Source organism: Nitrosomonas sp. Nm51 (assembly GCF_900111165.1).
Classification (GTDB): domain Bacteria; phylum Pseudomonadota; class Gammaproteobacteria; order Burkholderiales; family Nitrosomonadaceae; genus Nitrosomonas.
In genome coordinates this window covers 85230-110021 of sequence record NZ_FOGH01000002.1, presented here as the reverse complement: position 1 = coordinate 110021, position 24792 = coordinate 85230, and the positions used below count along the sequence as shown (strand labels likewise).

Here is a 24792-nt window from a genome sequence, read left to right as displayed (position 1 = left end):
CGCAAAAACGACGAGAATTTTGTTCGAAAAACAAACAGAATCGCACATAACAGCATGACGACACTCCCTAAGATCGTTTATGCCGGCGCACAATGACTATACTCATTTGCGTCCGGAAGACAAAACTTCCGAAGCATCGAGTAATTCGGGATTGACAGTCATTCCGGAACTCAACCGGATCAGATTATTGACAACGACCCGATCACCTGCCTGCAGGCCTTCCAGAATAATCCAGTCTTTGCCGACCCATTCGCCAACAGTAATCTGGCGTGTGGTGGTGACATTGTTATTATCGACCACATAGACATACCGGCCCAGGTCGGACGTCATCACAGCCACTTGCGGCAACAGAAATACGTCGTCAGTTTCACCTGAAATCACACGGACACGCACAAACTGTCCCGGCAACAACCTGCGGTCCGGATTATCGAATGTTGCCCTGAGCTGCTGTGTGCCGATCAGCGGATCAATTTCACTTGCGGCAAAATTGATTGCACCGCTGACGGAATATTCAGTACCGTCAGGCAAAATCAGAATAACCTCTTCTACATTACCTTCGTTTAGCCGGCCGTTAAAACGGACAAGTTCGTTATCGGAAAAACTAAAACGCACCCAGATTGGTGATATTTGCGCCATCGTGGTTAATACACTGCTGTTTGCAGCCACCAACGTTCCTTCAGAAATCTGTGAACGCCCTGCGATGCCGTCAATTGGCGCTCTGACCGTGGCATAGGACAAATCCAGTTCAGCCTGTTGCACACGTGCTTTTAACGCATGCAATGCGGCTTCGGCGATCATCAGATCTGCAACCGCGTTATCGTACGACCGTTGACTGACAAAATTTTCAGCAACCAGTTTTTCCTGCCGCTCCTTTTCGGTTTTGGCTTTTTTTGCCTGTATGCTCTGTTCAAGGAATTCTGCCTGAACTTCAGCCAGAACTTTCCGGAATGGCGCCGGATCAATCAAATACATCGGTTCACCGGCTTTGACTGCCATTCCTTCATGATAGTGGCGTTTGAGCACAATGCCCCCTACTCTGGGACGAATTTCAATTTCTTTGGCACCTTCAGTCTGGGCGATTGTTTCCGCGCTCAGGCGCACATTGACCGGCTCTATTTGCAACACGCCAACGCGCAAAACTTCAGAGGACATTTTGCGCTCAGCAGTTTCGCTGCTGCAGGCAAATAATAACAGTGAAACAGCAAACACCGATATTGAAACGGTAATTATTCTCATTATCAATGATTCGTTATTTGATTTATTTCTTTGTGCAACATACACAACATAGATCTATCTATTGCGCCCGGACACTCTAACTATTTGGCAAAAAATACACCGGTGACTGATGACGCTCAAGAAAAGCTTACATGGCCGAATGGGTTATGTATAATAAAAAAATTTGTATCGGCAATACACGCTGACCTTTGCATGTACGGGTGCACACAATATCAAATTTCCGCAACAAAATGATACAAATTAATCATAATTTTTAAAACCTTTTAATAAATAGGGAATCCAAGGATTGGATTAAGAGTAAGAGTCAAGAGAGAGTTCCAAGAAATTTTTAACAATCGACACTTTCTGGTAAAAAGGTACTATTGAATCCAGAATTGTATCGATTAAATAATTATAACCATTGTTAGATAAAATCAACTCAAAAGGTGCGTAAAAAAATGCCGACCCGTTGTTATTTAATGGCCATTCTGGCAGCTTGCAGCATTGCTTTACCATTGAATGCGCAGGCTTCATTGAAATTGCCTGAAACTGTAAAAGTGAACCCTGCAGCATTAAACTCGGAACCCATTTGCGATCCTAAAATTTCCCCATCATGGCGGAAAGCACAAGTCATCGAAGGTGTTAAAATTCGCGAGTCAAAAGTTTGCGATCCTGATAATCCGGCTTTGATTGCCGCTGCCGTGAAAGGGACCAATAATATTTCCATGGCAACGCTGATGGAAACAGATTTATCGCCTGATACGATTATCAAAACCGACGACATCGACGGCGATGGCGATCCGGACCGTATCACAATTAAACTGGAAGTCATTGAGTTGAATGGCCGCACCCCTGACTTCGAAGGCCTGATACCGACATTTGATATTGCACCAGGCATTCAACCCGGCGCGTGGGTGTTCGCGCCCAAGACAAGCGGCATGTCGACAGAAAATTTTGAAAGTATCAGAGCCAATTCATTGTTGCGGCTGCCATCGCCCGTGATACGCGTCGAAGTCGGCGACATTGTACAAATCGTTTTGGAAAACACACATTACCTGCCACACACCATCCATCTGCATGGTGTGGACCATCCTTTTACACATGCTGATGGACATGTAGCCGGTGGCGACGGCGTACCGCAAACCAGCGAGATGTTTTTAATGCCAGGAGAAAGCCGCGTTTATGAATTTCAACCGCGCCAGACCGGCACCATGCTTTATCACTGTCATGTGCAAACGCATACTCACCTTGCCATGGGGTTGGTTGGCATGATTATCATTGAAGAAAACCGCCCTAATAACTGGTTACAAACATTGAATGTTGGCGGTGGGCATGTACGCTATCCATCTGTGGCAATACAGGAAGAATTCGACGAGGAATTTGACTTGCATTTCCATGCGATGGATAAAGAACTGCATGAAATTATCCAAAAATATAATGATCCTCGATTGATTGCAAGGGACATGAATCGTTTATATGACATCACCGATTCAACGGAAGATTATTTCATCCTGAATGGTATGTCGTTTCCATATACTCTAAGGGAATCTATAATTTTTGCTGAACCGGATCAAAAAATCAAACTACGTGTAGCCAATTCGGCAAGTGAAATGCTCGCGTTGCATACCCACGGACATAAAGCAACCATAACGCATTATGATGGCGTAGAACATAACCCGGCGGCACAAATTACACGTGATGTTTATGCTCTGGCTCCTGCGCAGCGGCTTGATCTGACGTTAAACACGACAAATGACGGTCTCCATAGTTATGGAGAGGGCATCTGGCTTTTTCATGACCATAGGGAAAAAGGAATCACCACTGACGGCATGAATCCTGGCGGTAATGTAAGCGCTATCGTGTACAAGAAATATTTGAATGAAATTGGTCTGCCCAAAGGAATGGGTGTTGATGTCAGCAAATATTTCACCCAAGAATTCCACGCACGAAAACTGCCTATCTGGCAGGATCTGGATGAAAGCGGCAGTCTGGGCGCGCCAGGTGTGCGTTCAGGCATTGATCCAGAAACGCAGGAAACCGTTACCAACCTGTTAATCGGGTTCGTTTTTGGTCTTTTGATTTATTTAATCATTGCCAAAAAACAGCAAGTCAGAGGAGCCATGACAGGTGCGCTCACCAAGCTTAGAGGCTCAAAAGGGAGTAAAGCCAATGATTAAGCAGCTCTTTACCATATTAATTTGCATGACTGCATTCGGCTCTCATGCGTTTGCGCAGGATAGTGCCGATCACAGTCAGCATGAAACGATGCAGCATGACGCACATGAACACGACGATGATGCACATGAACACGACGATCATGACCATGATACAGATCACGATGATCATACTGACCATAGCGCACATGATCACAGCGAACATGACATGGATCACAGCGCGCATGATCATAGCAAGCATGAAATGGATCACAGCGACCATGATCATAGCGGCATGACCCATGGCGACGGCCATATGATGGATGCACCCGGCGACCATTCAATGTTGCATGGTGAAGATGACGCACACGCACATCATCACGGCGACCACCATCACCATCATGACGGCCATCTCATGGATCATGAAGGCACCCATATTATGGGACAGAATTTTGACAAGCTGCCGAGCAGTTGTACCAGCATTTCAGAAGAAATTGAGATTACCGTTCGAGGTGGCACCAAATATGCCAAAAAATTTCCGGGAGTTACATTTGCTTTTGACCAGCAGGAATGGCGCGTCAAGCCCTGTTCCAGGATTACCTGGCATTTTATCAATGAAGACAATATCCGTCACCAGTTCATGATGCACGGACTGCCACGCTATTTATACAACCTCGGGATGTTTCATCTCGAAAATACCGGCCCGAGAAAAGTTTCAGGCACAATGATTGTACCTGCAGCGGATGAAACGTATCTGGTACACTGCGATATCTCCCAACATATGGAAAATGGCATGAAGGCGCAACTTGTCGTCGGTAACGGTGGAGAGGATATTCCAAGCATTCCCGGTTTGACGCCTTATGTAATCAACGACAAATACGAAGCTGAAGATCTGCCTCAAGTCCCCGATACGGACAATGGCAAAGAAAAAGATTCATTGACAAAACAAGTCACCGATTTTTTCAACGATAATGTCCCTATTGCGGGCATCTCATTCGTTGGGTTATTGTTTGGTCTGGTTTGTGCACCATTATTTGTCAGAATGATCGCACTTAGAAAAAGAAAACCAGAGGAAGACACAGTTTAATACAAATTTTAATACGCGTTCAGCGAAGGCTGGACTGTTTAGAATCATTTCATACAAGCCCGGCGATATTAAAATTAATATTGCAATATTGCCGGCATTGCCATTCAGTATCTGTCCTTACGATGTCCTTACGATTTAACACCATAGACCTGAAACGGACTAACCCCGGTATCACACCAGTACACTGGATTTTGGTCTGTAATTATGATGCCTGTTGGTTTTCGTGGACTCTAACGGAAGTACGGTTTGTACCCGCAGACTCACTTGCCGGTTTTTAACTTGCCCTGTCTTGAATTGAACGCACATGCGCCCCATGCAGCAAAATAACTACGCCTGCGATCGCGGACACGCTCAATTCAAAACAGTTCAGCGTTTAAATTCCAGCAACTGATGCAATATCCATTGGGTTAAACTCCGGTATGTAAAAAAGGCTGATTGATTGATAATTGTTCCTATCCGTAATATAGTTATACCCATTAATAATCAGCTACCCAATTTCATTTATTGGCAATCATATGCAAATTTCAAGCTTTAAATCAGGTTACGTTACATTATCTTTATTCGCCGCGCTCTCTTTCTTTATGGCTAATCCGGTTCACGCAGAACAGGTCGTTGTTTACTCAGCCAGAATTGAACAGCTTATCAAACCCATGTTTGATTTATTTACTGAAAAAACGGGTATTCAGGTCAAATTCACCACGGATAAAGAAGGCGCTTTGCTTGCCCGGTTGCAAGCGGAAGGCAAAAATACGCCGGCTGACTTGCTGATTACAACAGACGCCGGTAATTTATGGGCCGCCGCGCAAGCCGGATTATTCAGGCCTTATGATTCGCAAGTGCTCAAATCCAATATACCCGAACATTTACGCGATCCCGATAATGAATGGTTCGGGTTATCCATTCGGGCACGCACGATTGTTTACAATACTGACAAAGTCGACCCGGACGATTTGTCCACTTACGAAGATCTTGCCGACCCCAAATGGAAAAACCGGTTATGTCTGCGCACGTCAAAAAAGATCTACAACCAGTCACTGGTCGCAATGATGATTGCCGAGCATGGCGAAGCCGAAACGGAAAATATTGTTAAAGGCTGGGTATCCAATCTGGCAACTGACCCGCTATCCGACGATACGCGCGCGATGGAATTCGTGGCAGCCGGCCGCTGTGACGTGACAATCGTCAACAGTTATTATTACGGGCGTCTAATGCAGAAGAATCCGGACCTGCCGCTGGGGATTTTCTGGCCAAATCAGAAAAGCGAACATATCGGCGGCGTCCATGTCAACATATCCGGAGCCGGCCTGACTCGTTATGGTAAACATCCGCAAGCTGCGGAGCAGCTGCTGGAATTTCTGTCATCCATTCAGGCGCAAAAGCTGTTCACGGATGTCAACATGGAATATCCGGTCAACCCGAATATTGTACCCGACCCCATTGTTTCCTCCTGGGGACGCTTTAAGCAAAGCAGCCTTAACCTGGCTAAAGCCGGAGAGCTGCAGGCAGCAGCAGTCAAGCTTATGGATCGTGCAGGCTATCGATAAACCCCAAAACTGCATTTCTGATTTTTTAAAAAACCAAGGGACATGTGATTGCTGGCTGGCGACTGATTCCCTTTTTAGCCGCAATACTGGTCATGATACCAGTCGGTGCAGTCATGTCGTCATTGCTCGCACCGGCCGGCGACATCTGGGAACATCTGGTAGAGAATACCTTGCCGCTGCTGTTAACGAACACCTTCTGGCTGACGCTGGGTGTTTTGTTCGGAACGGGCCTGCTGGGTGTCAGCCTAGCCTGGATTACCGCAGTATACGAATTTCCCGGACGCGGTTTTTTTACCTGGGCACTGCTTTTGCCACTCGCGATTCCCGCCTATGTCACCGCCTTTGTCGCACTGGGACTGTTTGATTTTACCGGACCCGTTCAAACTTTCCTGCGCGCCTGGCTGGATTCCGAACTGCGCTGGTTTCCGGATATCCGCAGCCGCACGGGGGTCATCGTTGTCATGTCGCTTGCCTTTTATCCTTATGTATACCTGCTCGCACGCAATGCTTTCGTGAGCCAGGGAAAGCGTTCGCTGGAAGTTGCGCAGTCACTGGGCTTTACACGCCGCGCAGGTTTTTATAAAGTCGCGCTGCCGATGGCGCGTCCATGGATTGCCGGTGGTCTGATGCTGGTTTTAATGGAAACACTGGCTGATTTCGGTACGGTCGCGGTGTTCAATTACGACACGTTCACCACAGCAATTTATAAAGCATGGTTCAGTCTGTTTTCGCTAACAGCAGCTTCACAGCTGGCATCACTGCTTATATTAATCGTTTTCGTTATTATCGTGCTTGAACAGCAGTTCCGCTCGCGCATGCGCTATGCTGAAACCAGAAAAAGCCAGCGCGCTAACCGGATTTATTTGACCGCACGTTACCGGTGGAGCATTACCGGTTTTATTGCGGCTGTCTGGTCTTTTGCATTCCTGTTACCGGTCACGCAGCTGATACTCTGGACAATCGAATCTGTCACATCAGAATTTGATGTGCACCGCTACCTTGAATTTCTTTGGCATTCGGTATCGCTTTCCGGCATGGCAGCCATGATTACCTGCCTTATTGTCATCATGATCGTCTATGCTGCACGCCGTTTTCCAGGTCGCGCCATGCAGTTTGCTGTACGTACCGCCACCATCGGTTATGCATTACCCGGCGCAGTACTTGCTATCGGCATTTTTATACCGCTAAGCTGGCTTGATTCCCGGCTCGGTGAACTGGTTTTTACATTATTTGAAGTTGAAACAGGCCTTTTAATCCAGGGCACGCTCATCATTATGCTGCTGGCATATTTGATACGCTTTATGGCCGTCAGTCACTACCCGATTAACGGTGCCATGCAACGGATTACCCCCAGTATAGAAGAAGCGGCTATGTGCATGGGTCTGCACGGCTGGACCATGATCCGTAAGATTCATCTGCCTATGCTCAAATCAGGCATTTTCACCGGCGCGGCACTGGTATTCGTTGATGTAATGAAAGAAATGCCCATCACTTTGATGACCCGTCCTTTCGGATGGGATACGCTTGCAGTGCGCATTTTTGAAATGACCTCAGAGGGGGAATGGGAACAGGCTGCTCTGCCCGCGTTAACGCTGGTGCTGGCCGGCTTAATCCCCATACTGTTTTTTATGCGCCAGACCGAGCAATGAGACCGGCTGTCTTTCCGTTATGTCATCCTCCCGGGATTTGAAAGCAAGCCTCATGATTTCTGTGAAAAAAGGACAGTGCGGACATGCCAGCTAATAATGTCCAACATGGCATGGCCATGCGCGACCTCGCCATGTCGACACACAAAGGAACGCACTCAAGCAAAAAAACAGCAGCGTGCCGGCGATTCCAGAGACGTATTTATCAATATCAATCAAAGTAAGTGCGCCTTACTTCAATAACATTGGCACGCCGGGTATTCAGTGCACTCACATTTGCGACTGTAAATAATTCTGCAGCCCGACTTTTTCAATCAAACCAAGCTGTTTTTCCAGCCAGTATGCGTGATCTTCTTCGGTATCGGCCAGCAACGCTTCAAGGATTTCCCGGGTCTGGTAATCCTGCTCCTGTTCACAAGCCGCAATCGCAGTGCGCAGCGCATCAATGACTTCACGTTCGCGCTCCAGATCGTTCTTTAACATAGCTGGTACAGCTTGGCCAATTTTGAGCGGACTGCGGTTGCCCACGGCAGGCGCGCCTTCCAAAAAAAGAATGCGTTTAATCAACAGGTCCGCATGTTGTTTTTCATCATTCATTTCATGATCGATACGCTCAAAAAGCTTACTGAATCCCCAGTCCTCATACATGCGCGAATGTGTAAAATACTGATCCATAGAGGTCAATTCAGCCGCCAGCAGTTTATTCAATGTATCGATGATTTTAACGTTCCCTTTCATATTGACTCTCCTTAAGAAAATATACATGCAGCCGTTTTTGTTCCCGTCATTTTTGATCAGCGCACCCGTCAGGCGGCACGATATCAACCTGTTTTTCTTTGTTCTACACTTCATGTTTATAGCGCAAAAACGGCGCCGGCAAATGACTAGACGCAGGTTTAAATAGCGAACAACAACTGTATTATAATCGTCATCGGTCACAATGACAAAATAACCTATTGATTAAAAATCATAATTATTATCGTCATTGTTTTTTATTCTATTCGTGTCAGCACCTTGGCGAGTAAGCCAGCAGGTACTTTATTGGAGCGGGTTCTATCTCGTTGTTGTGCGTAGTCGCAGAAATCTGATGATAATCCACTAAATCAAGCTGCAGCAGACACTCGAAACGGCGATTTAAACAAACAATCCATGAGTATTTGATTCATGAAATTCACGCTTAAAGGCTATCATTCCAGCTGCAAACAATCAGAAAATTGCCTGGAGGCTGGCCTGATTCTTGCGTAGAATACGCGGCTGGCAACCTTCCTGGATTGATGCAGGATTTTCAAAACCAGCCATCAAACTTTTTACGATAACTGTATTGAAGCGAGAACACGACGATGTGTGGAATAGTAGGTCTGTTTGATACGCGCGGCAGCAATGAAATCGACCGGCAACAACTGGTAGCAATGAACCAGACCCAGGTGCACCGTGGCCCGGACGAAGGCGAAGTGTACATCGAGCCAGGTCTCGGGCTGGGTCATCGCCGCCTGTCTATCATGGATGTCGCCAGCGGGCAGCAGCCGCTGTTCAATGAGGACGGCAGCGTGGTGGTCGTGTTCAACGGCGAAATCTACAACTTCCGGAAACTTGCCAGTCAGTTGACCGAAGCCGGGCATCAATTCAAAACGCATTGCGACACTGAAGTAATCGTGCACGCCTGGGAGGAGTGGGGCGAACAGTGCGTTAACCACTTCCGCGGCATGTTCGCGTTCGGCCTGTGGGACCGGAATCAGGAAACACTGTTTCTGGCGCGCGACCGCCTCGGCATCAAACCGCTGTACTACGCGCTGCTGGATAACGGCCAGTTTGTTTTTTCTTCCGAACTCAAGGCACTGGTCGCGCACCCAGCATTAAGCCGGGAAATGGATCCCTGCGCGGTTGAAGACTATTTTGCCTATGGCTATATTCCGGAACCGAAAACCATCTTCAAGCAGGCTCGAAAACTGTCGCCGGGGTTCACGCTAAAAGTGCAACGGGGGCAAGCCGACCTGCAACCGCGGCAATACTGGGACGTGCCATTTAACCGGCAGGACGTAATCGATGAATCCGAAGCCCAGGAAGCGCTGATCGCCAAACTGCGCGAATCGGTCGACATCCACCTGATGACGGAAGTACCGCTCGGCGCGTTTCTATCCGGCGGCGTCGATTCAAGTGCGGTAGTGGCAATGATGAGCGGTATCATGAACGGGCCCGTCAACACCTGCTCGATATCGTTCGGCGATCCGGCGTTCAATGAATCGCGTTACGCGCAGGAAGTCGCCGACCGTTACCATACCCGCCACCATGTCAAACAGGTCGAGCACGACGATTTCGATCTCATCGACAAACTGGCGCTGTTGTACGACGAGCCGTATGCCGACAGCTCCGCGCTGCCCACCTACCGCGTCTGTGAACTGGCGCGCGAACGCGTCACCGTGGTGCTGTCCGGCGACGGCGGCGATGAAAACTTTGCCGGCTACCGGCGCTACCGCTGGCATATGATTGAAGAAAGAATGCGCAACAGGTTACCGCTGGCCATTCGCAAACCGTTATTCGGCCTGCTCGGCCATATTTACCCCAAGGCCGACTGGGCGCCGCGCATGTTCCGCGCCAAGGCCACATTCGAAGCGCTCGCGCGCGACGCCGTCGAAGGTTATTTTCACAGCGTCTCGATCATGAGCGACGCCATGCGCCGGCGTCTGTTTGCACCTGCGTTCAGAAGCGATCTGCAGGCGTATCAGGCGGCTGATGTGCTGCGATCCTACGCCGACCAGTGCCCTACAGACGACGCGCTGTCGCGCGTGCAATATCTCGATATGAAAACCTATCTGGTCGGCGATATCCTGACCAAGGTCGACCGCGCCAGCATGGCGCACGCACTCGAAGTCAGGGTGCCGCTGCTCGACCATGAACTGGTCGAATGGGTTTCCACCCTGCCCGCTTCCATCAAACTTAAAGATGGCGAAGGCAAATATATCTTTAAAAAATCGCTCGAGCCGTATCTGTCCGGCAATATTCTTTACCGCAACAAAATGGGATTTTCGGTGCCGCTTGCCGACTGGTTCCGCGGCCCCTTGCGCCAGCGCGTGCGCGACGCCGTTTTAGGCCCGGTGCTGGCGGAAACCGGTATCTTCAACCGCGCTTATCTTGAAGAACTGGTCGACCATCACCAGTCCGGCAGGCGCGACTACAGCGCATCGCTGTGGACGCTGCTGATGTTCGAATCGTTCGTGCGCAACATCGTCAAGGGCGAAGGCAAGTTTGTATATGAGAGAAAACAAACCGCGGCATAATAGACGGTCAATTCATCGATGAACACATCAAAACTTCATACCCGACAAACCCTTCTCAAATCCCGTAGGATGCGCTGACGCAGGAAGCGCATCAACTGATGCACCGATACAGGAAGCGCATCAACCGATGTGCCGGCACATGAGACACACCACCCCGTTATTCAATAACGTCTATCTCGCCATGCGCAACAGTTCCCCAGTCTTCCGGATAAACACCTTGTTTCACGTGCCGGTGAAAACTGGAATACGGCCAATCACGCACCTTTTCGACCCACCCATGCTTAACGGGATTCCAATGAATATAATCCGCATGCCGGTTAAAGTCGTTCTGATCACGCAGCAAATGCTCCCAGAAGCGGCGCTGCCATATGCCTCTTTCGCGCCGGGATTGGCGGCTCGCAGAGATAGACTCGCCTGTTTCGATATGACGTGAGAAATATCCTTTGATCATATTCCACCGGGTGGAAAAATCTGCATCCGATGGCGGCAATGTCCAGATGCAATGCAGATGATCCGGCAAAATCACCACGGCGTCGATACGAAACGCGCGGCGCTGTTTGACAGTATCAAACGCTTCGCGCAATAAATCAATGTTGTCGACCAGCAGCCGGTTGTTTTTTCGCGCAGCAAGATTGACGGTAAAAAACCAGGAAGCACCGGGTGCATGAATACGCCGGTATGCGGTCATGGGTTTATTTCTCCGTCATCATAGGGCTTCTCAATCAGCATCAATGAATACGCTCTCTTTATTGCACATCGGTTGATGCGCTTTCTTTGTCGGCACATCAGTTGATGCGCTTCCTGCGTCAGCACATCCTACACGATGTTCATCCGGCAGGCTTGACCCGTAACATCATTGATATTACGGCATTAGAACCGCATCAATGCTGTTCCGACGCATTGCCGCCATCCGCCATTTGTCCTTCCGCGCGCTCCGACGCACGGTTGCCAAGTGGCGGCTGACGGCAAACCCTGTCTGACTTGCCTGTCTTGAGCTCAATGACCTAGGGCAAGACGGAAACCAAGACCGTTGCCACGCCCGTCAGGGCCGTACCTGCCGCGGAGAGCAGAACGAACGAGCCAGCCGTCGTAGTTCCAGGAACCACCGCGGATAACACGCCCCGCGCCGCTATCGACCGCTTCCCGGCCGTCATCGGCACGGTACGGATAAGCCTGATAGTGACTGTCGGTCCATTCCCAGACGTTGCCCGGCAAATCCGCAATACCGGCCTCTGATGCCGGCGCCGGTGTATCGCCGGCTGGAAAAATACCAACCGGGGTTACGCGCCGCAACCGGGTTTCGATCGTATTGCACATTGTTGCATCGAATGTATCGCCCCACGGATAGCGTCTGCCCGCTTTGCCGCCTGCTGCGGCTTCCCATTCCGCCTCGGCCGGTAAGCGGTAATTTTGTCCTGTTTGCGCACTGAGCCAGTCGCAATACGCACGCGCTTCGAACCAGCAAATCCCGACAACCGGTTGCGCAGGCGCATTATATTTGGGATCGTTCCAAAGCTGTGGCAACATAAAACGCTGGTGGGGCCATTGATCTTCCAACAACGCTTCAAAGGCTTCATCGGTCATGCCAATGTACCCTTTCCATTGCTGGATGCTTTCTTCAGTCCAGGCTTGTTCATCGGCGAGTTGCTTAAAATATGCCGCATCGCTTTTAAACTGGTTACGGAAGTAACGCCAGTTTACCCGGCCTGCTTCACCTGTACTTTCGCCGCGTTGCCAGCGCTGCGCCTGCGGCGTGTCCCACCAGCATTCATCGTCGTAACCACCGGCATCGATAAAACATTTGAATTCCGCGTTGGTGACCGGAAACTGGCCCAGCGCAAACGGCGTTAGCTCGACGTCATGCCGCGGTGATTCATCGTCTTCGATGCCTTCATCGCTGCCAATGCTGTAGATTCCACCTTCGACTTCAACCATCGGCGGCAACAAATAACGGCCATATTTACCCTGACGCGGTTCAAAACGCGGGTCGCCCAACCGGCCGAGCGCGTCACCGGCATGGATGCGTGCGCGCAAATCAACCCCGGAATCGCGGCTGCGCGCAACCAGCCGTTGCTGTAAATCGCGGCGCAACGCATCTGAAATTTTTACATCCGGCTGCGCCGCGCAGCGTCCTGCGAGCGGCAGGTTTACTTGCGCCAGCATATGCAGAAAATCGTCGGGCGCATTAGTCATCGCCGCCGCAAGCATGAATGTTTCCTCCCAGCCGGTTGTCGGCAGAGCGGGCAAAGTGCCCGAGCGCGGCAAGGTTGCAAGCACCTCCCGCACAGTCGGCGAAATATCGCCCTCAAGCCAGGCTGTTTGGACCCAATCGAGGCTTGCGGTCTGTTCCCCGGCATTTCCGGCATTATTAAACTGTTCAGCCAGATGCCGCGCGGCAAAATACTCCTGCAACAACTGATGCACAAACAGCACATCGTCACCCGGCATATCCAGAATCTGCAGATCAACCGCGGCACCGAGCAAGCGTTCCTGTTGCGGCGCATCCGGTATCTGCGCCGATAAACACTTGAGGGCATCGTCAATATCGATACGTACTTGCATTGTGTTACCGGCGTTATCGGTATCGCCATCGTTGCGCTGGGTTTGCAATTGAAACGCAAAATCGGCCAGCGCATTAAACAAAACGCCACGGTTTGGCAGCTCATAAGCATCGCGCCAATGCCCGATCCGTTTCAGATCACGTTCCGTCAACAGCCAATCCGCATTGCACAAACGAGTGTTGTCCATTTCACGCGCGAGCATGGCGCGCACAAAACCGGTAAACAATGCCGCGCGGCCTTCGGGTATCCGGCCGTCGCTGGTCTGATCGATCAGCAACTTGAGATAATACGGCGACCGGTACAATTCAAGCTGTTCAGAATCCTTGAGTTGATCCCACAAATGCACCGCAGTGTCCGGGCTGTACACATGCAGAAATTTCTCTACCTGCGCATCATCCAGTAACGTGACCTCCACCTGCGGCACACGCGGCAGGTCTTTGGTGGTTAATTTAGTGCCGTAATCCAGCGTGCGGCAACTGAAAATGACGCGCACACTCGGATGATTCAACGCCAGATCGTTTAAAAAATTTTTCCAGGCCGCCAGCCGTGCATCATAATCCGCGCGGTCCACGCGCGGCATTTCGTTCAAACCATCGAGCAACAGGATAAGTGGCTGGCGAAGCAAGTCTTGAGAAGACAACCACAATTTTTTATTTTGATCCCAACTTTCCTTAATCCAGTCAGCCGGTTTAGGGAAGCTGTTTTTATCGCCAAAGTCATTCAGCGGCAAGAACATTGTCAGTGGCGCATCCACATCCTCAGAACGCAAAGCGCTGCTGGCAAGGTCTAGCTCCAAACGGCGCAGCAACGTACTTTTACCGCTGCCCGGCCCGCCGGTCACGGCAATAACGGGTTCTGTTGCAGCGTCCACCGCGGTTAAAATATCGCGCAGATCATGGTATGGTCGGCTTCTCCGGTAACGTTCACCCTCATGTTCATCGCCCTGATCAAGCAGCAATGTCAATGGCGTGAACTGCTTGTCAATGGCATACAGGGGTTGCGACCAGCGGGCAATGCACTGTGCGCGGAAAGTGTTCAGGCTTTCAGGAACCGCATTGAGTATTTGCCTGAATTCACGCCGGTCAAGCTGAGCGAGCAGTTTTGAATATTCGGCCAGCACTTCTTCCTCGCTGGCGGCAGGGTTCGATTTTGCGGATTGTTCAATACGATGTAGAACATCCTTGATTTCTTCCGTATCTGTTTTGACCGCCTGAACACCGTTCAGAGTAGTCAGTGCCAGTGCTTCAAGCCGCTCCTGTCCTTCCAGAAGCCGTGGCAACAGTTCGAGGTATGTTTTTGCACCGGTTTGAAAGACAGCCAGCGCATCGGTCTGCACAATCAGTTGATCCACTTTGCCGTCAATGCCCCGGACAGCTGTCAGTATTTCCTCTGAAAGCTTACGCGCGGCATCCAGCGTAGCGATAGTAAACGCCGGATAGGCTTCCGGGTACTGATCCGGGCTTTTCAGTATTTCCGCAAATGCGGCAAAAACTAGTTCGCCAAATGGCCGCTTCTCACCTTGATTTACCGTAGGAAGACCGTCTCGCGCAATCTGTCTGAACATGGCAGGTATTTCATTCGCCGACCTGCCGGTAACCGCCGCGAGCGTATTGTCGAAGTCCAGGGCTGGCGACTGATCCAGCGCAGGATTTTCATCCGGCGCGATGAATTCCGATGTTCCCTCGATGATTGTTTTCAGATGCGCATCAATCGGCGTAGCACCGGGATGGGTGCGCCGGTCAAATGCATCGGATCGAATTTTGATCAAGCTTTGGCGTGCTACCGACTCAAAACGCAGAATATCATTCTTTTGATCAAATTCCTCTCTGCCGCTGGACTGTGCGCTCTCTTTGGCTGCATCCAGCACTTCCAGCGCAGCTTTGATCCACGCCAGCCGCGCCGCGCGCACCAAATCCTGATTGCCTGCGATAACGTTGTAAGGATTAAAATCGCCCAGCCGTTCGTTTACACGGCGCTGCCAGTGTTCAGGTAGCGCTTTGGCCAGCACACTGCCCAGCCCACTGAAAAACACGACATCGATTAATTGTTTTTTCCAACTCATGACAGGCTTTTTTCTTATCAGCCCGTATTATGCATGATCGGATTTATACGTAAAAGTCAAGAGCCGTCTTAAAGTCTTGCTATTACCCGGATATCCCGCCCGATCATCCGTACATCTTCTATGCTTAAAGCAATTTTTTGACCCAGATTGACCATCTCGGATAATTGAAACATGCTTTTTGCCGCATCCCCCAACAGACTGGGCGCCATGTAGATAATCAGTTCATCGACGAGTCCGGCCTGGATCAATGCGCCGCTGAGCCCAGAGCCGGCCTCGACCAGGACTTCGTTTAGCGCCAGTTTTGCCAGTGTTTCCATCATCCGGTTCAGATTTGTCCGGTGACCGGAGCCTTCGAAAACAATGATTTGGGCTGTGCCCATTTTTTCCAGTGTGTCGGTCTTGGAGGTTTCTTCAATAGAGCCCGTAAAGATGAAAACATCTTCACCTTGCAATACCCGGGCATCAACTGGTATCGCCAGACGGTTATCGATAATGACCTTTTTGGGCTGCCGTGACACAGGGATATGGCGCACGGTCAATTGCGCGTTATCGGCGAGTATGGTGCCGATACCGGTCATGACTGCGCAGGAACGCGCACGCCAGCGGTGGCCGTCTATACGCGCCGCTTCAGAGCTGATCCACTGGCTCTGTCCGTTACGCAATGCGGTTTTGCCATCGAGGCTTACAGCAGTTTTCAACCGTACCCAAGGCCTGCCACGCTGCATGCGTTTTACGAAACCGGGATTGAGCGCCAGCGCCTGCTCTTGCAACAACCCTGACTGGACTGCAATGCCGACCTGTTTCAGCGTTTCAATACCGCTGCCGGATACCAGTGGGTTGGGGTCTTCCATGGCAATGACCACACGGGCGACTGCAGCCCTGATTAACGCTTCGACACAGGGTGGCGTGCGTCCGTGATGAGTGCATGGCTCTAAAGTTACATAGGCGGTTGCACCACGCGCCTTATCACCGGCCATCGCCAATGCATTGATTTCCGCATGCGCCTGTCCGGCCTTTTCATGCCAACCGCTGCCGACAATCTGATCATTCCGGGTTATTACGCACCCGACGCGCGGGTTCGGCGTCGCCGTATACAACCCTTTTTCCGCAAGCCGCACGGCATGCGCCATGAACATATAATCTTTGGAGGAAAACATGACGGCTTCCCGGTTCAACCGCGTTCCGTATAACGTTTGTCGCTATTCGTCATAAAAAGACTGCTGTTGGTTTTATTCTGGCTTGTTGCCATTGGTATTTGCCTTGGCTGAATTGACTTTGTTTACCTCACGGATTGCATCGCGGAAATCGTCAACATCCTGAAAACTTTTGTAGACCGATGCAAATCGGATGTAAGCGACTTTATCCAGTTTATAGAGTTCGTGCATGACGCTTTCGCCAATGCTACGGGAAGATATTTCACGCTCTCCCAGGCTCAGAAACTTCTGTACGATGCGGTCAATCGCCGCATCTACATAATCAGTTGGCACCGGACGCTTGTGCAGCGCACGTTTAAACCCTGTAAGTAATTTATTGCGGTCGAACTCTGCCCGTGTACCATCATGTTTGACTACTTGGGGCAAACGCAATTCGACTGTTTCGTATGTGGTAAAACGCTTGCCGCAGGCAGGACAGCGCCGTCTGCGGCGAATACGGTTGCCTTCTTCGCTCACCCGCGAATCGATGACATTAGTGTCCTCCGCGTTACAGAACGGACATTTCATAAGCGACTGCTCGTCTCACCCAATTTCTTCGATTTCAAATCACTTAGGGGGTCAGAAAATGCTTTTGCTCTTATTTACCGTAAACCGGAAATTTGGCGCAGAGTGCTTTTGCTTCCTTAGCGATGCGTGATATAACCGTTGAATCATCCGGTGCCTCGAGCACACTGGCTATCATGTTCGCAAGTTGTTCCGACTCAATTTCCGTGAACCCGCGTGTGGTCATTGCGGGTGTGCCGATACGGATACCGCTGGTGACAAACGGTTTTTGCGGATCATTGGGAATCGCATTTTTGTTCACTGTGATATGCGCATGCTCGAGTGCAGCTTCCGCTTCTTTACCGGTAAGCTGAATCGTCTGCAAATCTACCAGAAACATATGGCAATCCGTATTGCCCGATACAATGCGCAAACCGCGTTGTTTCAGTACTTTTGCCATGACGCGCGCATTTTCAATCACCTGTTCCTGATATTTTTTAAACTCTTTGCCCGCTGCTTCTTTGAAAGCAACTGCCTTGGCCGCGATCACGTGCATCAGCGGGCCGCCTTGTGTTTGCGGGAAGATTGCCGAATTGAGCGCTTTTTCATGCTCGGGTCTGGCCATAATAATCCCGCCGCGCGGACCACGCAGGGTTTTGTGTGTGGTACTGGTCACAAAATCTGCAATGCCAACCGGATTCGGATAAAAGCCGGCGGCGATCAAACCGGCATAGTGCGCCATATCGACGAACAAATATGCGTCTATGGAATCCGCAATTTTGCGAAACCGTTTCCAGTCAATAACCCGTGCATATGCTGATGCTCCGGCCACGATCATTTTGGGCTTATGTTCATGGGCCAGTTCTTCAACCTGATCGTAATCCAGTTCTTCAGTCTCAGGGTGCAATCCATAGGAAACTGAATGAAAAATTTTACCGCTCATATTGACGGTCGCGCCATGCGTCAGATGTCCACCATGCGCCAGCGACATCCCCAGCAGCGTATCGCCCGGTTTAAGCGCAGACAGGTACACCGCCGCATTGGCCTGAGAACCAGAATGCGGCTGCACATTGACATACTCGGCGCCAAACAGTGCTTTTAGCCGATCTATCGCCAATTGTTCTACAACATCTACATAACTACAACCACCATAATAACGCTTACCGGGATAGCCTTCGGCGTATTTATTAGTCAGCACGGATCCTTGTGCCTGCATAACCGCAGGACTGGCATAGTTTTCAGATGCAATTAATTCAATATATTCTTCTTGCCGTTTTACCTCGCCTTGCATGGCTTGCCATAAATCCGGATCCTTGCGCTCTATCGTTTGATTCTGCGAAAACATGGTGTCGTCAGACCTTCTAAATTAGAATAACCGTTAAACCGTATATATTACCACTATTAATGATGCGCGCAGAATATAAGATTTAAGGTTGCAACTGTGTTGACGGTATTGGTCGCTATTAATGAATTTAAGGAAAGGAAAATTGAACAAATTGGCTGAAATGATTTATCTTAAACGCAAATAATCGGCATCGGTAATAGTCGTCCAGCTTCTCGCTTTGTTAAGAAATTCGCGCTGACTGTTAATGACCTCGCCGGCCAGTTGTGATTTCTCCGCCACCTCATCGAGCAAGTCGGCATTCGCCTGTTTGAACAACTCCAGCACATCATCCGGCAGTGTTCGGACCATTATGTTACTGCGCTGTTTCATTTCTTCCCAGGCCAGCGCATTACGATAAAACGATTCCGACAGTATATCGAACGATACTTCTTTAGCCGCTACGGCAATGATTGCTTTCAGATCGTCTGGCAGCGCATCGAATTCCTGTTTGTTGATGAATACATGTAATTCTGCACCCGGTTCATGCCAGCCCGTATAATAAAAAGGCGCGATTTTATGAAAACCCATTTTGATATCGTTGGCCGGTCCCGCCCATTCGACTGCGTCAATTGTGCCGCGTTCCAATGCTGTATAAAGTTCGCCGGGCGGAATGCTGACCGGCTTCATACCCGCTCTGCCGACCACTTCCCCTGCATGGCCCGGCATGCGGATTTTCAAACCTTTCAAGTCCTGCACCGATTTGATTTCTTTTCTGAACCAGCCGCCCATCTGGATATGCGTGTTACCGGCCGGGAAAGCAACAACGTTATGACGCGCATACACCTTTTTTAACAACTCAAGTCCACCACCATAGTAATACCAGGCATTCATTTCCGTCGGTGTCATGCCGAAAGGTGTGGTGGTAAAAAAAGTTGTGGCAGGATCCTTACCTTTATAGTAATACGATGCACTATGACCCATTTCGTATGCACCGGAGCGAACCATACCCAAGATATCCAGCGGTGCCTTGTGTCTGCCGGGCGCATCAACAATAATACTGAAACGTCCACCGGACATTGTCTCAACATTTTTGGCAAAGCGCGCAGCCGCATTATGCAGCATTGGCGTTCCTGCCGGCCAGGACATGGCCAGGCGCCATTGATAAGTTGCTGACTGCGCCTGAGCAGACTGCAGACTGACTCCCAGCCATAACACAACTAAAAACCCGGTAAACAACGCCGAATGCACGACTTCGGAATGCTGGACAGTTGAATGGGAAATTATCGGGTTCACATTAGAAGGAATTGAAAAAGGAATCAGGAAACAGCACATTGCCCTTCGTGGCGTCAAAATGCCGCTCAAGAACATTGTCGAGACCGGCACAAAGAGCAAAAAAAGTGGCAAAAGCAAGCCACAACACAGATTGTCACGGATATGTTGAACGTGCCATTCTATGCTTCTACAGCTTCTTCCTCAAAAACAAGTTGAATCTTATCGCTATGATCAATGTCTACGGTCACCTTGCCGCCATTTATCAGACGGCCAAACAGTAGTTCATCCGCCAGCGCCCTGCGTATGGTATCCTGAATAAGGCGTTCCATTGGCCGGGCACCCATAAGCGGGTCAAAACCGTTTTTTGCAAGAAATTTACACAAACGTTCAGTGAATGTTGTTTCCACCTTTTTCTCTTGTAACTGTGCTTCCAGCTGCATCAGGAATTTATCGGTAACCTGCAAGATGACATCTTCATTCAACGCCAAGAATGAAATGATGGCGTCAATACGATTTCTGAATTCCGGTGTGAACAGGCGTTTGATTTCTGCCATTTCATCGCCGGCATGTGCCGGTTTGGTAAAACCAATCGTTGTTTTCGTCAGTGACTCGGCACCGGCATTTGTTGTCATGATAATGATGACATTGCGGAAATCCGCTTTACGGCCATTGTTATCCGTCAGCGTGCCATAATCCAGAACTTGCAACAGAATATTGAATATGTCCGTATGCGCTTTTTCAATTTCGTCGAGCAGCAACACGGAATACGGATGCTTGACCACCGTTTCGGTTAATAACCCGCCCTGATCAAAGCCGACATAGCCTGGCGGCGCGCCGATCAAGCGGGACACGGCATGCCGCTCCATATATTCTGACATGTCGAAACGATGCAATTGAATACCCAACGTATAAGCAAGCTGCCGTGCAACTTCTGTTTTACCGACACCGGTCGGGCCTGAAAACAGAAACGAACCTACCGGTTTGCGCGGATTGCCTAAACCGCTTCTGGACATTTTAATTGCAGCGCACAACGAACTGATCGCCTTATCCTGACCGAACACGACTGCTTTCATATCGCGCTCCAGCGTCTTCAGCCGGTTGCGATCATTTGCCGAAATATTCTGAGGCGGAATACGTGCAATTTTGGCCACAACGTTTTCAATCTCGGTCTTGCCGATGACCTTGCGTTTTTTCGATTTCGGCATGATCCGCTGAACGGCGCCAGCCTCATCTATTACATCAATTGCTTTATCCGGCAAATGTCTGTCGTTAATATAGCGTTCAGACAATTCCGCCGCCAAACTAAGCGCACTGTTGGTATATTTGACGTCATGATGCAATTCATAACGCGACTTTAAGCCGCGCAGAATTGCTACCGTTTCATTTACACTGGGCTCATTAACGTCAATCGGCTGAAAACGCCGCGACAGTGCGTGATCTTTCTCAAAGATACCGCGAAACTCTGTATATGTTGTTGCTCCGATGCAACGCAGTTGCCCTGAACTCAGTACCGGTTTCAGCAGATTTGATGCATCCAGAACACCTCCGGAAGCGGCACCAGCACCAATTAAAGTATGAATTTCATCGACAAAAAGTATCGTATCGTTATTGTCTGTCAACTGCTTGAGCACTGCTTTCAACCGTTGCTCGAAATCACCGCGATATTTAGTGCCAGCAAGTAATGAACCCATATCAAGTGCGTAGATTTGGTGGTTAGCCAGCAGACCGGGTACATCACCCTCGACTATTCGCTTGGCCAGCCCTTCTGCTATGGCTGTCTTACCGACGCCCGCTTCACCAACCAGCAGCGGGTTATTTTTACGTCTGCGGCATAATGTCTGAATAACGCGTTCAATTTCCTGATCACGGCCAATCAAAGGATCGATTTTATTCGTCAGTGCAAGTACATTCAGGTTCACCGTATAATTTTCCAGCATGTTATTATTACCAGCTGGTCCCTGATCCTGCTGACCTTGCTCCTGTTCATTCTCTACCGCAGTTTTGTTTTCGCTCTCCAGCGGTGTTTTTCGAATATTGTGAGAAATATAATTCACCACATCGAGCCGGGTAACGCCACGTTGTTGCAGATAATAAACAGCATGTGAGTCTTTTTCGCCAAAAATTGCAACAAGAACATTCGCACCCGTTACTTCTTTTTTGCCGGAAGACTGAACATGTAAAATAGCCCTTTGAATTACGCGCTGAAATCCCAAGGTAGGTTGTGTATCTACTTCAGAATCACTGCTGATAATGGGAGTATGCCGCGAAATATGATCGATTAATATTGCACGCAAATCTTCCAGATCAACCAAACAGGCATTCAATACCTCTGCTGCACTGGCGTTGTCCAGCATTGCCAGTAACAAATGCTCCACTGTAATAAATTCATGTCGCTTTTGTCTGGATTCAACAAAAGCCATGTGTAAGCTCACTTCTAAATCCGGAGCAATCATCTTAATTTTCCTCCATCACACATCTTAGCGGATGTTGATTACTACGTGCAAATTCAATAACCTGATTAACCTTAGTGCTGGCAATATCGCTTGGATACACACCGCAAACAGCCGCACCCTCGGTATGAATCTCTAGCATAACTTGAGTAGCCTGTTCCAGATCCATCGAAAAAAACAATCTTAATACCTCAACTACAAAATCCATTGGTGTAAAGTCATCATTTAACAACAAAATCTTATACATCGGAGGAACTTTGATTTCATTCTCTCCCTTAGTATTTATAACGGTTTCCAGATCCTTTTCCGTCATGACAAGCTCCCTAACAATTTCCTGACAATTTTAATCAGTAATCGTTAAACAGCCAATATCCTCTTTCCCCTCACTTCATAATAGTTGACGATTACGACATTTTTTTCAAGTGGCTTAGATAAATAATCTTGCGTAAATTTATAAAAATGCTGTAACCGCTTGACTTAAGCCTCCGTTTTGCGTAAAACTCTATCTCGTGTTTGGCTTCAAGTTCTCGGCGGTACCCCAGTTAGCCGTTTGCGGCCTTGAAATTCAAATAGTATTAGGGTTTCCGGCCCAGTTTTTCTTAAACGTATTATAGGAAGTAGAAATGGCAACAGGTACAGTAAAATGGTTTAATGATTCTAAAGGTTTTGGCTTTATTACTCCTGACGATGGCAGTGAGGATTTGTTTGCCCACTTCTCGGCCATTAACATGTCTGGATTTAAAACGCTCAAAGAAGGCCAGAAAGTAAGTTTTGACGTTACTCAGGGGCCTAAAGGAAAACAAGCAGCAAATATTCAATCAACATAAACTATAAACTGTTCATTTGTATAAATTATTGGCACCGCGTCGCAAGCCAGGCCACAATAAGATCAGATACAAAATTAATTAATGATAAATGCATCTCCCCTTGACTGATTCATTCAGCAAGGGGTTTTTTGATGCATTATTTTTAATGCTCCCGATCACTATATCTAATCTTTTCATCTGCAGGAAAGGGTAATGCCCTTTTAAATACTGTAACGCAAGTTGCAGGACACCATGGTAGCCCACTGCTGTGGTGAACTTGTCAGCGCCCATAGTCTGCGTTAGCGCTACGCCTTTTGACAATAAGAACGGCGACTTCCTGCAAGCACGCCTTGCCAAACATTCTGACTGACAGCTTACTGCATCCGGCAGTATCATATGGATAGAGAGACTAGCACAATCGTTCTATCAACGCTTCGCCAAATCTTGAGCAAGACACTTTTTGCGCATCGGGCATTGACCTGGCAAAATCATAGGTCACAATTTTGTCTTTGACGGCACCTTCCATTGCACGAATAATCATATCAGCCGCTTCAGCCCATCCCAGATGTCTTAACATCATTTCTGCCGACAAAATAATGGATCCTGGATTAACCTGATCCTTACCCGCATATTTTGGAGCAGTACCATGTGTTGCTTCGAAAATGGCCACTGAATCGCTTAAATTCGCCCCGGGCGCAATACCAATGCCGCCAACCTGCGCTGCCAGCGCATCCGAAATATAATCGCCATTCAGGTTCATCGTCGTTACGACATCATATTCTTCTGGACGCAGCAGAATCTGCTGCAAAAAAGCATCGGCAATAACATCCTTGATGATGACATTGCCTCTTTCCTGAGGCAATTGCATCCAGGGACCGCCATCTAATGGCGCCGCACCAAATTCTTGCTCAGCCAGCGCATAACCCCAGCTTTTAAATGCACCTTCGGTAAATTTCATAATATTGCCTTTGTGCACGAAGGTTACAGATTTTCTTTGATTGTCGATGGCATATTGAATTGCTTTTCTTACAAAACGCTCCGTACCTTCTTTCGATATCGGTTTAATACCGATAGCCGATGTATTTGGAAAACGAATTTTCTTAACCTCCATTTCCTGGGTCAGAAAATTGATGACTTTTTTGGCCTCAGCGGACTCAGCCTCCCACTCGACGCCGGCATAAATATCCTCTGAATTCTCCCTGAAAATTATCATATCTGTTTTTTCGGGATTTTTAAGCGGACTTGGAACACCTTTAAAATATCTGACGGGCCTCAGACAGACATAAAGATCCAGTTCCTGGCGTAACGCGACATTAATGGAACGGATACCGCCTCCCACCGGTGTTGTCAATGGCCCCTTGATCGAAACCACATATTCTTTTGCAGCAGCCAGTGTTTCATCCGGCAACCAGACATCCTGGCCATATATCCGCGTTGATTTCTCGCCGGCGTAAATCTCCATCCAGGCTATTTTTCGTTGGTTATTGTAGGCTTTCGCGACGGCAGCATTGACCACTTTCTGCATCACGGGTGTGATATCCATGCCAATTCCGTCGCCTTCAATATAGGGGATAATGGGGTTATCTGGCACGTGCAGCGTCTGATCATCTTTATTTATTTGTATTTTTTCGCCATCATCAGGCGTTTTGATATGCTGATACATCGTATCTCCAAAATAGCCATTTATATTCAAATTAAAC

General features: G+C 48.9%; 17 protein-coding genes. 6 read left to right on the top strand and 11 right to left on the bottom strand.

Translation table 11 applies throughout. The annotated features are described in order from the left end of the window. Window positions 1–102 precede the first annotated feature (102 nt). Window positions 103–1152 carry an efflux RND transporter periplasmic adaptor subunit gene (locus BMY60_RS01490; protein ID WP_256250618.1) on the bottom strand — a complete coding sequence of 350 codons (1050 nt, stop codon included), beginning with the start codon at window positions 1150–1152 and terminating at the stop codon, window positions 103–105. Window positions 1153–1673: 521 nt separating this feature from the next. Here BMY60_RS01490 and BMY60_RS01485 point away from each other — a divergent pair. The 4 genes from BMY60_RS01485 (at window position 1674) to BMY60_RS01470 (ending at window position 7648) form a co-directional block, all read left to right on the top strand. Continuing rightward, on the top strand, window positions 1674–3392 hold the full coding sequence (locus tag BMY60_RS01485) for a multicopper oxidase domain-containing protein (RefSeq protein WP_090330764.1): 1719 nt from the start codon (window positions 1674–1676) through the stop codon (window positions 3390–3392). Continuing rightward, complete coding sequence (locus BMY60_RS01480; RefSeq protein ID WP_090330648.1) at window positions 3385–4455, top strand: cupredoxin domain-containing protein; 1071 nt, start codon at window positions 3385–3387, stop codon at window positions 4453–4455. The genes BMY60_RS01485 and BMY60_RS01480 overlap by 8 nt, the downstream gene beginning before the upstream one ends. Before the next feature lie 515 nt (window positions 4456–4970). Next, the gene (locus tag BMY60_RS01475) at window positions 4971–5999 is read left to right on the top strand and encodes a Fe(3+) ABC transporter substrate-binding protein (protein ID WP_090330647.1); all 1029 of its coding nucleotides are present in this window, start codon (window positions 4971–4973) and stop codon (window positions 5997–5999) included. A 92-nt stretch (window positions 6000–6091) separates the two neighbouring features. Then, the gene (locus tag BMY60_RS01470; RefSeq protein WP_090330762.1) at window positions 6092–7648 is read left to right on the top strand and encodes an ABC transporter permease; all 1557 of its coding nucleotides are present in this window, start codon (window positions 6092–6094) and stop codon (window positions 7646–7648) included. A 267-nt stretch (window positions 7649–7915) separates the two neighbouring features. Here the strand turns inward: BMY60_RS01470 and bfr are convergent, their stop codons facing one another. Further along, window positions 7916–8383 carry a bacterioferritin gene (bfr, locus tag BMY60_RS01465; RefSeq protein WP_090330646.1) on the bottom strand — a complete coding sequence of 156 codons (468 nt, stop codon included), beginning with the start codon at window positions 8381–8383 and terminating at the stop codon, window positions 7916–7918. A 602-nt stretch (window positions 8384–8985) separates the two neighbouring features. On the opposite strand from bfr, the gene BMY60_RS01460 reads away from it, so the two are divergent. Further along, window positions 8986–10920, top strand: coding sequence for an XrtA/PEP-CTERM system amidotransferase (locus BMY60_RS01460; protein ID WP_090330644.1), 1935 nt, complete (start codon window positions 8986–8988; stop codon window positions 10918–10920). 157 nt (window positions 10921–11077) lie between these two features. On the opposite strand, the gene BMY60_RS01455 is transcribed toward BMY60_RS01460, so the two are convergent. The 8 genes from BMY60_RS01455 to clpS form a co-directional block, all read right to left on the bottom strand. After that, window positions 11078–11608 (bottom strand): REP-associated tyrosine transposase, encoded by a 531-nt coding sequence (locus BMY60_RS01455; protein ID WP_090330643.1) that lies wholly within the window; start codon window positions 11606–11608, stop codon window positions 11078–11080. A 308-nt stretch (window positions 11609–11916) separates the two neighbouring features. Next, window positions 11917–15543, bottom strand: a complete 3627-nt coding sequence (locus BMY60_RS01445; RefSeq protein ID WP_090330640.1) for an SUMF1/EgtB/PvdO family nonheme iron enzyme — start codon at window positions 15541–15543, stop codon at window positions 11917–11919. Between the two features lie 68 nt (window positions 15544–15611). Beyond that, window positions 15612–16700, bottom strand: a complete 1089-nt coding sequence (gene ribD / locus BMY60_RS01440) for a bifunctional diaminohydroxyphosphoribosylaminopyrimidine deaminase/5-amino-6-(5-phosphoribosylamino)uracil reductase RibD (RefSeq protein WP_090330638.1) — start codon at window positions 16698–16700, stop codon at window positions 15612–15614. Window positions 16701–16772: 72 nt separating this feature from the next. After that, window positions 16773–17264: a transcriptional regulator NrdR gene (gene nrdR, locus BMY60_RS01435; RefSeq protein ID WP_090330637.1), complete on the bottom strand. Its 492-nt coding sequence runs from the start codon at window positions 17262–17264 to the stop codon at window positions 16773–16775. A 70-nt stretch (window positions 17265–17334) separates the two neighbouring features. Then, on the bottom strand, window positions 17335–18585 hold the full coding sequence (gene glyA, locus BMY60_RS01430; protein WP_090330636.1) for a serine hydroxymethyltransferase: 1251 nt from the start codon (window positions 18583–18585) through the stop codon (window positions 17335–17337). 165 nt (window positions 18586–18750) lie between these two features. Beyond that, entirely contained in the window at window positions 18751–19857 is a 1107-nt protein-coding gene (locus BMY60_RS01425; protein WP_256250617.1) for a TRAP transporter substrate-binding protein, read from the bottom strand. Window positions 19858–20015: 158 nt separating this feature from the next. Beyond that, window positions 20016–22289 carry an ATP-dependent Clp protease ATP-binding subunit ClpA gene (gene clpA / locus BMY60_RS01420; RefSeq protein ID WP_090330633.1) on the bottom strand — a complete coding sequence of 758 codons (2274 nt, stop codon included), beginning with the start codon at window positions 22287–22289 and terminating at the stop codon, window positions 20016–20018. A gap of 1 nt (window position 22290) precedes the next feature. Next, complete coding sequence (clpS, locus tag BMY60_RS01415) at window positions 22291–22599, bottom strand: ATP-dependent Clp protease adapter ClpS (RefSeq protein WP_090330632.1); 309 nt, start codon at window positions 22597–22599, stop codon at window positions 22291–22293. Window positions 22600–22909: 310 nt separating this feature from the next. Between clpS and BMY60_RS01410 the strand changes: the two genes are divergently transcribed. After that, window positions 22910–23113, top strand: coding sequence for a cold-shock protein (locus BMY60_RS01410; RefSeq protein WP_090330630.1), 204 nt, complete (start codon window positions 22910–22912; stop codon window positions 23111–23113). Window positions 23114–23501: 388 nt separating this feature from the next. On the opposite strand, the gene icd is transcribed toward BMY60_RS01410, so the two are convergent. Further along, on the bottom strand, window positions 23502–24755 hold the full coding sequence (gene icd, locus BMY60_RS01400) for an NADP-dependent isocitrate dehydrogenase (RefSeq protein ID WP_090330626.1): 1254 nt from the start codon (window positions 24753–24755) through the stop codon (window positions 23502–23504). Between the last annotated feature and the right edge of the window lie 37 nt (window positions 24756–24792).

Bases quoted from the DNA above. Each gene is read 5' to 3' on its own strand.
- BMY60_RS01455 (WP_090330643.1), bottom strand. From the start codon at position 11,608: ATGACCGCATACCGGCGTATTCATGCACCCGGTGCTTCCTGGTTTTTT.
- BMY60_RS01485 (WP_090330764.1), top strand. From the start codon at position 1,674: ATGCCGACCCGTTGTTATTTAATGGCCATTCTGGCAGCTTGCAGCATT.
- clpA (WP_090330633.1), bottom strand. From the start codon at position 22,289: ATGATTGCTCCGGATTTAGAAGTGAGCTTACACATGGCTTTTGTTGAA.
- BMY60_RS01480 (WP_090330648.1), top strand. From the start codon at position 3,385: ATGATTAAGCAGCTCTTTACCATATTAATTTGCATGACTGCATTCGGC.
- glyA (WP_090330636.1), bottom strand. From the start codon at position 18,585: ATGTTTTCGCAGAATCAAACGATAGAGCGCAAGGATCCGGATTTATGG.
- nrdR (WP_090330637.1), bottom strand. From the start codon at position 17,264: ATGAAATGTCCGTTCTGTAACGCGGAGGACACTAATGTCATCGATTCG.
- ribD (WP_090330638.1), bottom strand. From the start codon at position 16,700: ATGTTTTCCTCCAAAGATTATATGTTCATGGCGCATGCCGTGCGGCTT.
- BMY60_RS01490 (WP_256250618.1), bottom strand. From the start codon at position 1,152: ATGTCCTCTGAAGTTTTGCGCGTTGGCGTGTTGCAAATAGAGCCGGTC.
- bfr (WP_090330646.1), bottom strand. From the start codon at position 8,383: ATGAAAGGGAACGTTAAAATCATCGATACATTGAATAAACTGCTGGCG.
- BMY60_RS01410 (WP_090330630.1), top strand. From the start codon at position 22,910: ATGGCAACAGGTACAGTAAAATGGTTTAATGATTCTAAAGGTTTTGGC.
- BMY60_RS01445 (WP_090330640.1), bottom strand. From the start codon at position 15,543: ATGAGTTGGAAAAAACAATTAATCGATGTCGTGTTTTTCAGTGGGCTG.
- icd (WP_090330626.1), bottom strand. From the start codon at position 24,755: ATGTATCAGCATATCAAAACGCCTGATGATGGCGAAAAAATACAAATA.
- BMY60_RS01475 (WP_090330647.1), top strand. From the start codon at position 4,971: ATGCAAATTTCAAGCTTTAAATCAGGTTACGTTACATTATCTTTATTC.
- BMY60_RS01460 (WP_090330644.1), top strand. From the start codon at position 8,986: ATGTGTGGAATAGTAGGTCTGTTTGATACGCGCGGCAGCAATGAAATC.
- clpS (WP_090330632.1), bottom strand. From the start codon at position 22,599: ATGACGGAAAAGGATCTGGAAACCGTTATAAATACTAAGGGAGAGAAT.
- BMY60_RS01470 (WP_090330762.1), top strand. From the start codon at position 6,092: ATGATACCAGTCGGTGCAGTCATGTCGTCATTGCTCGCACCGGCCGGC.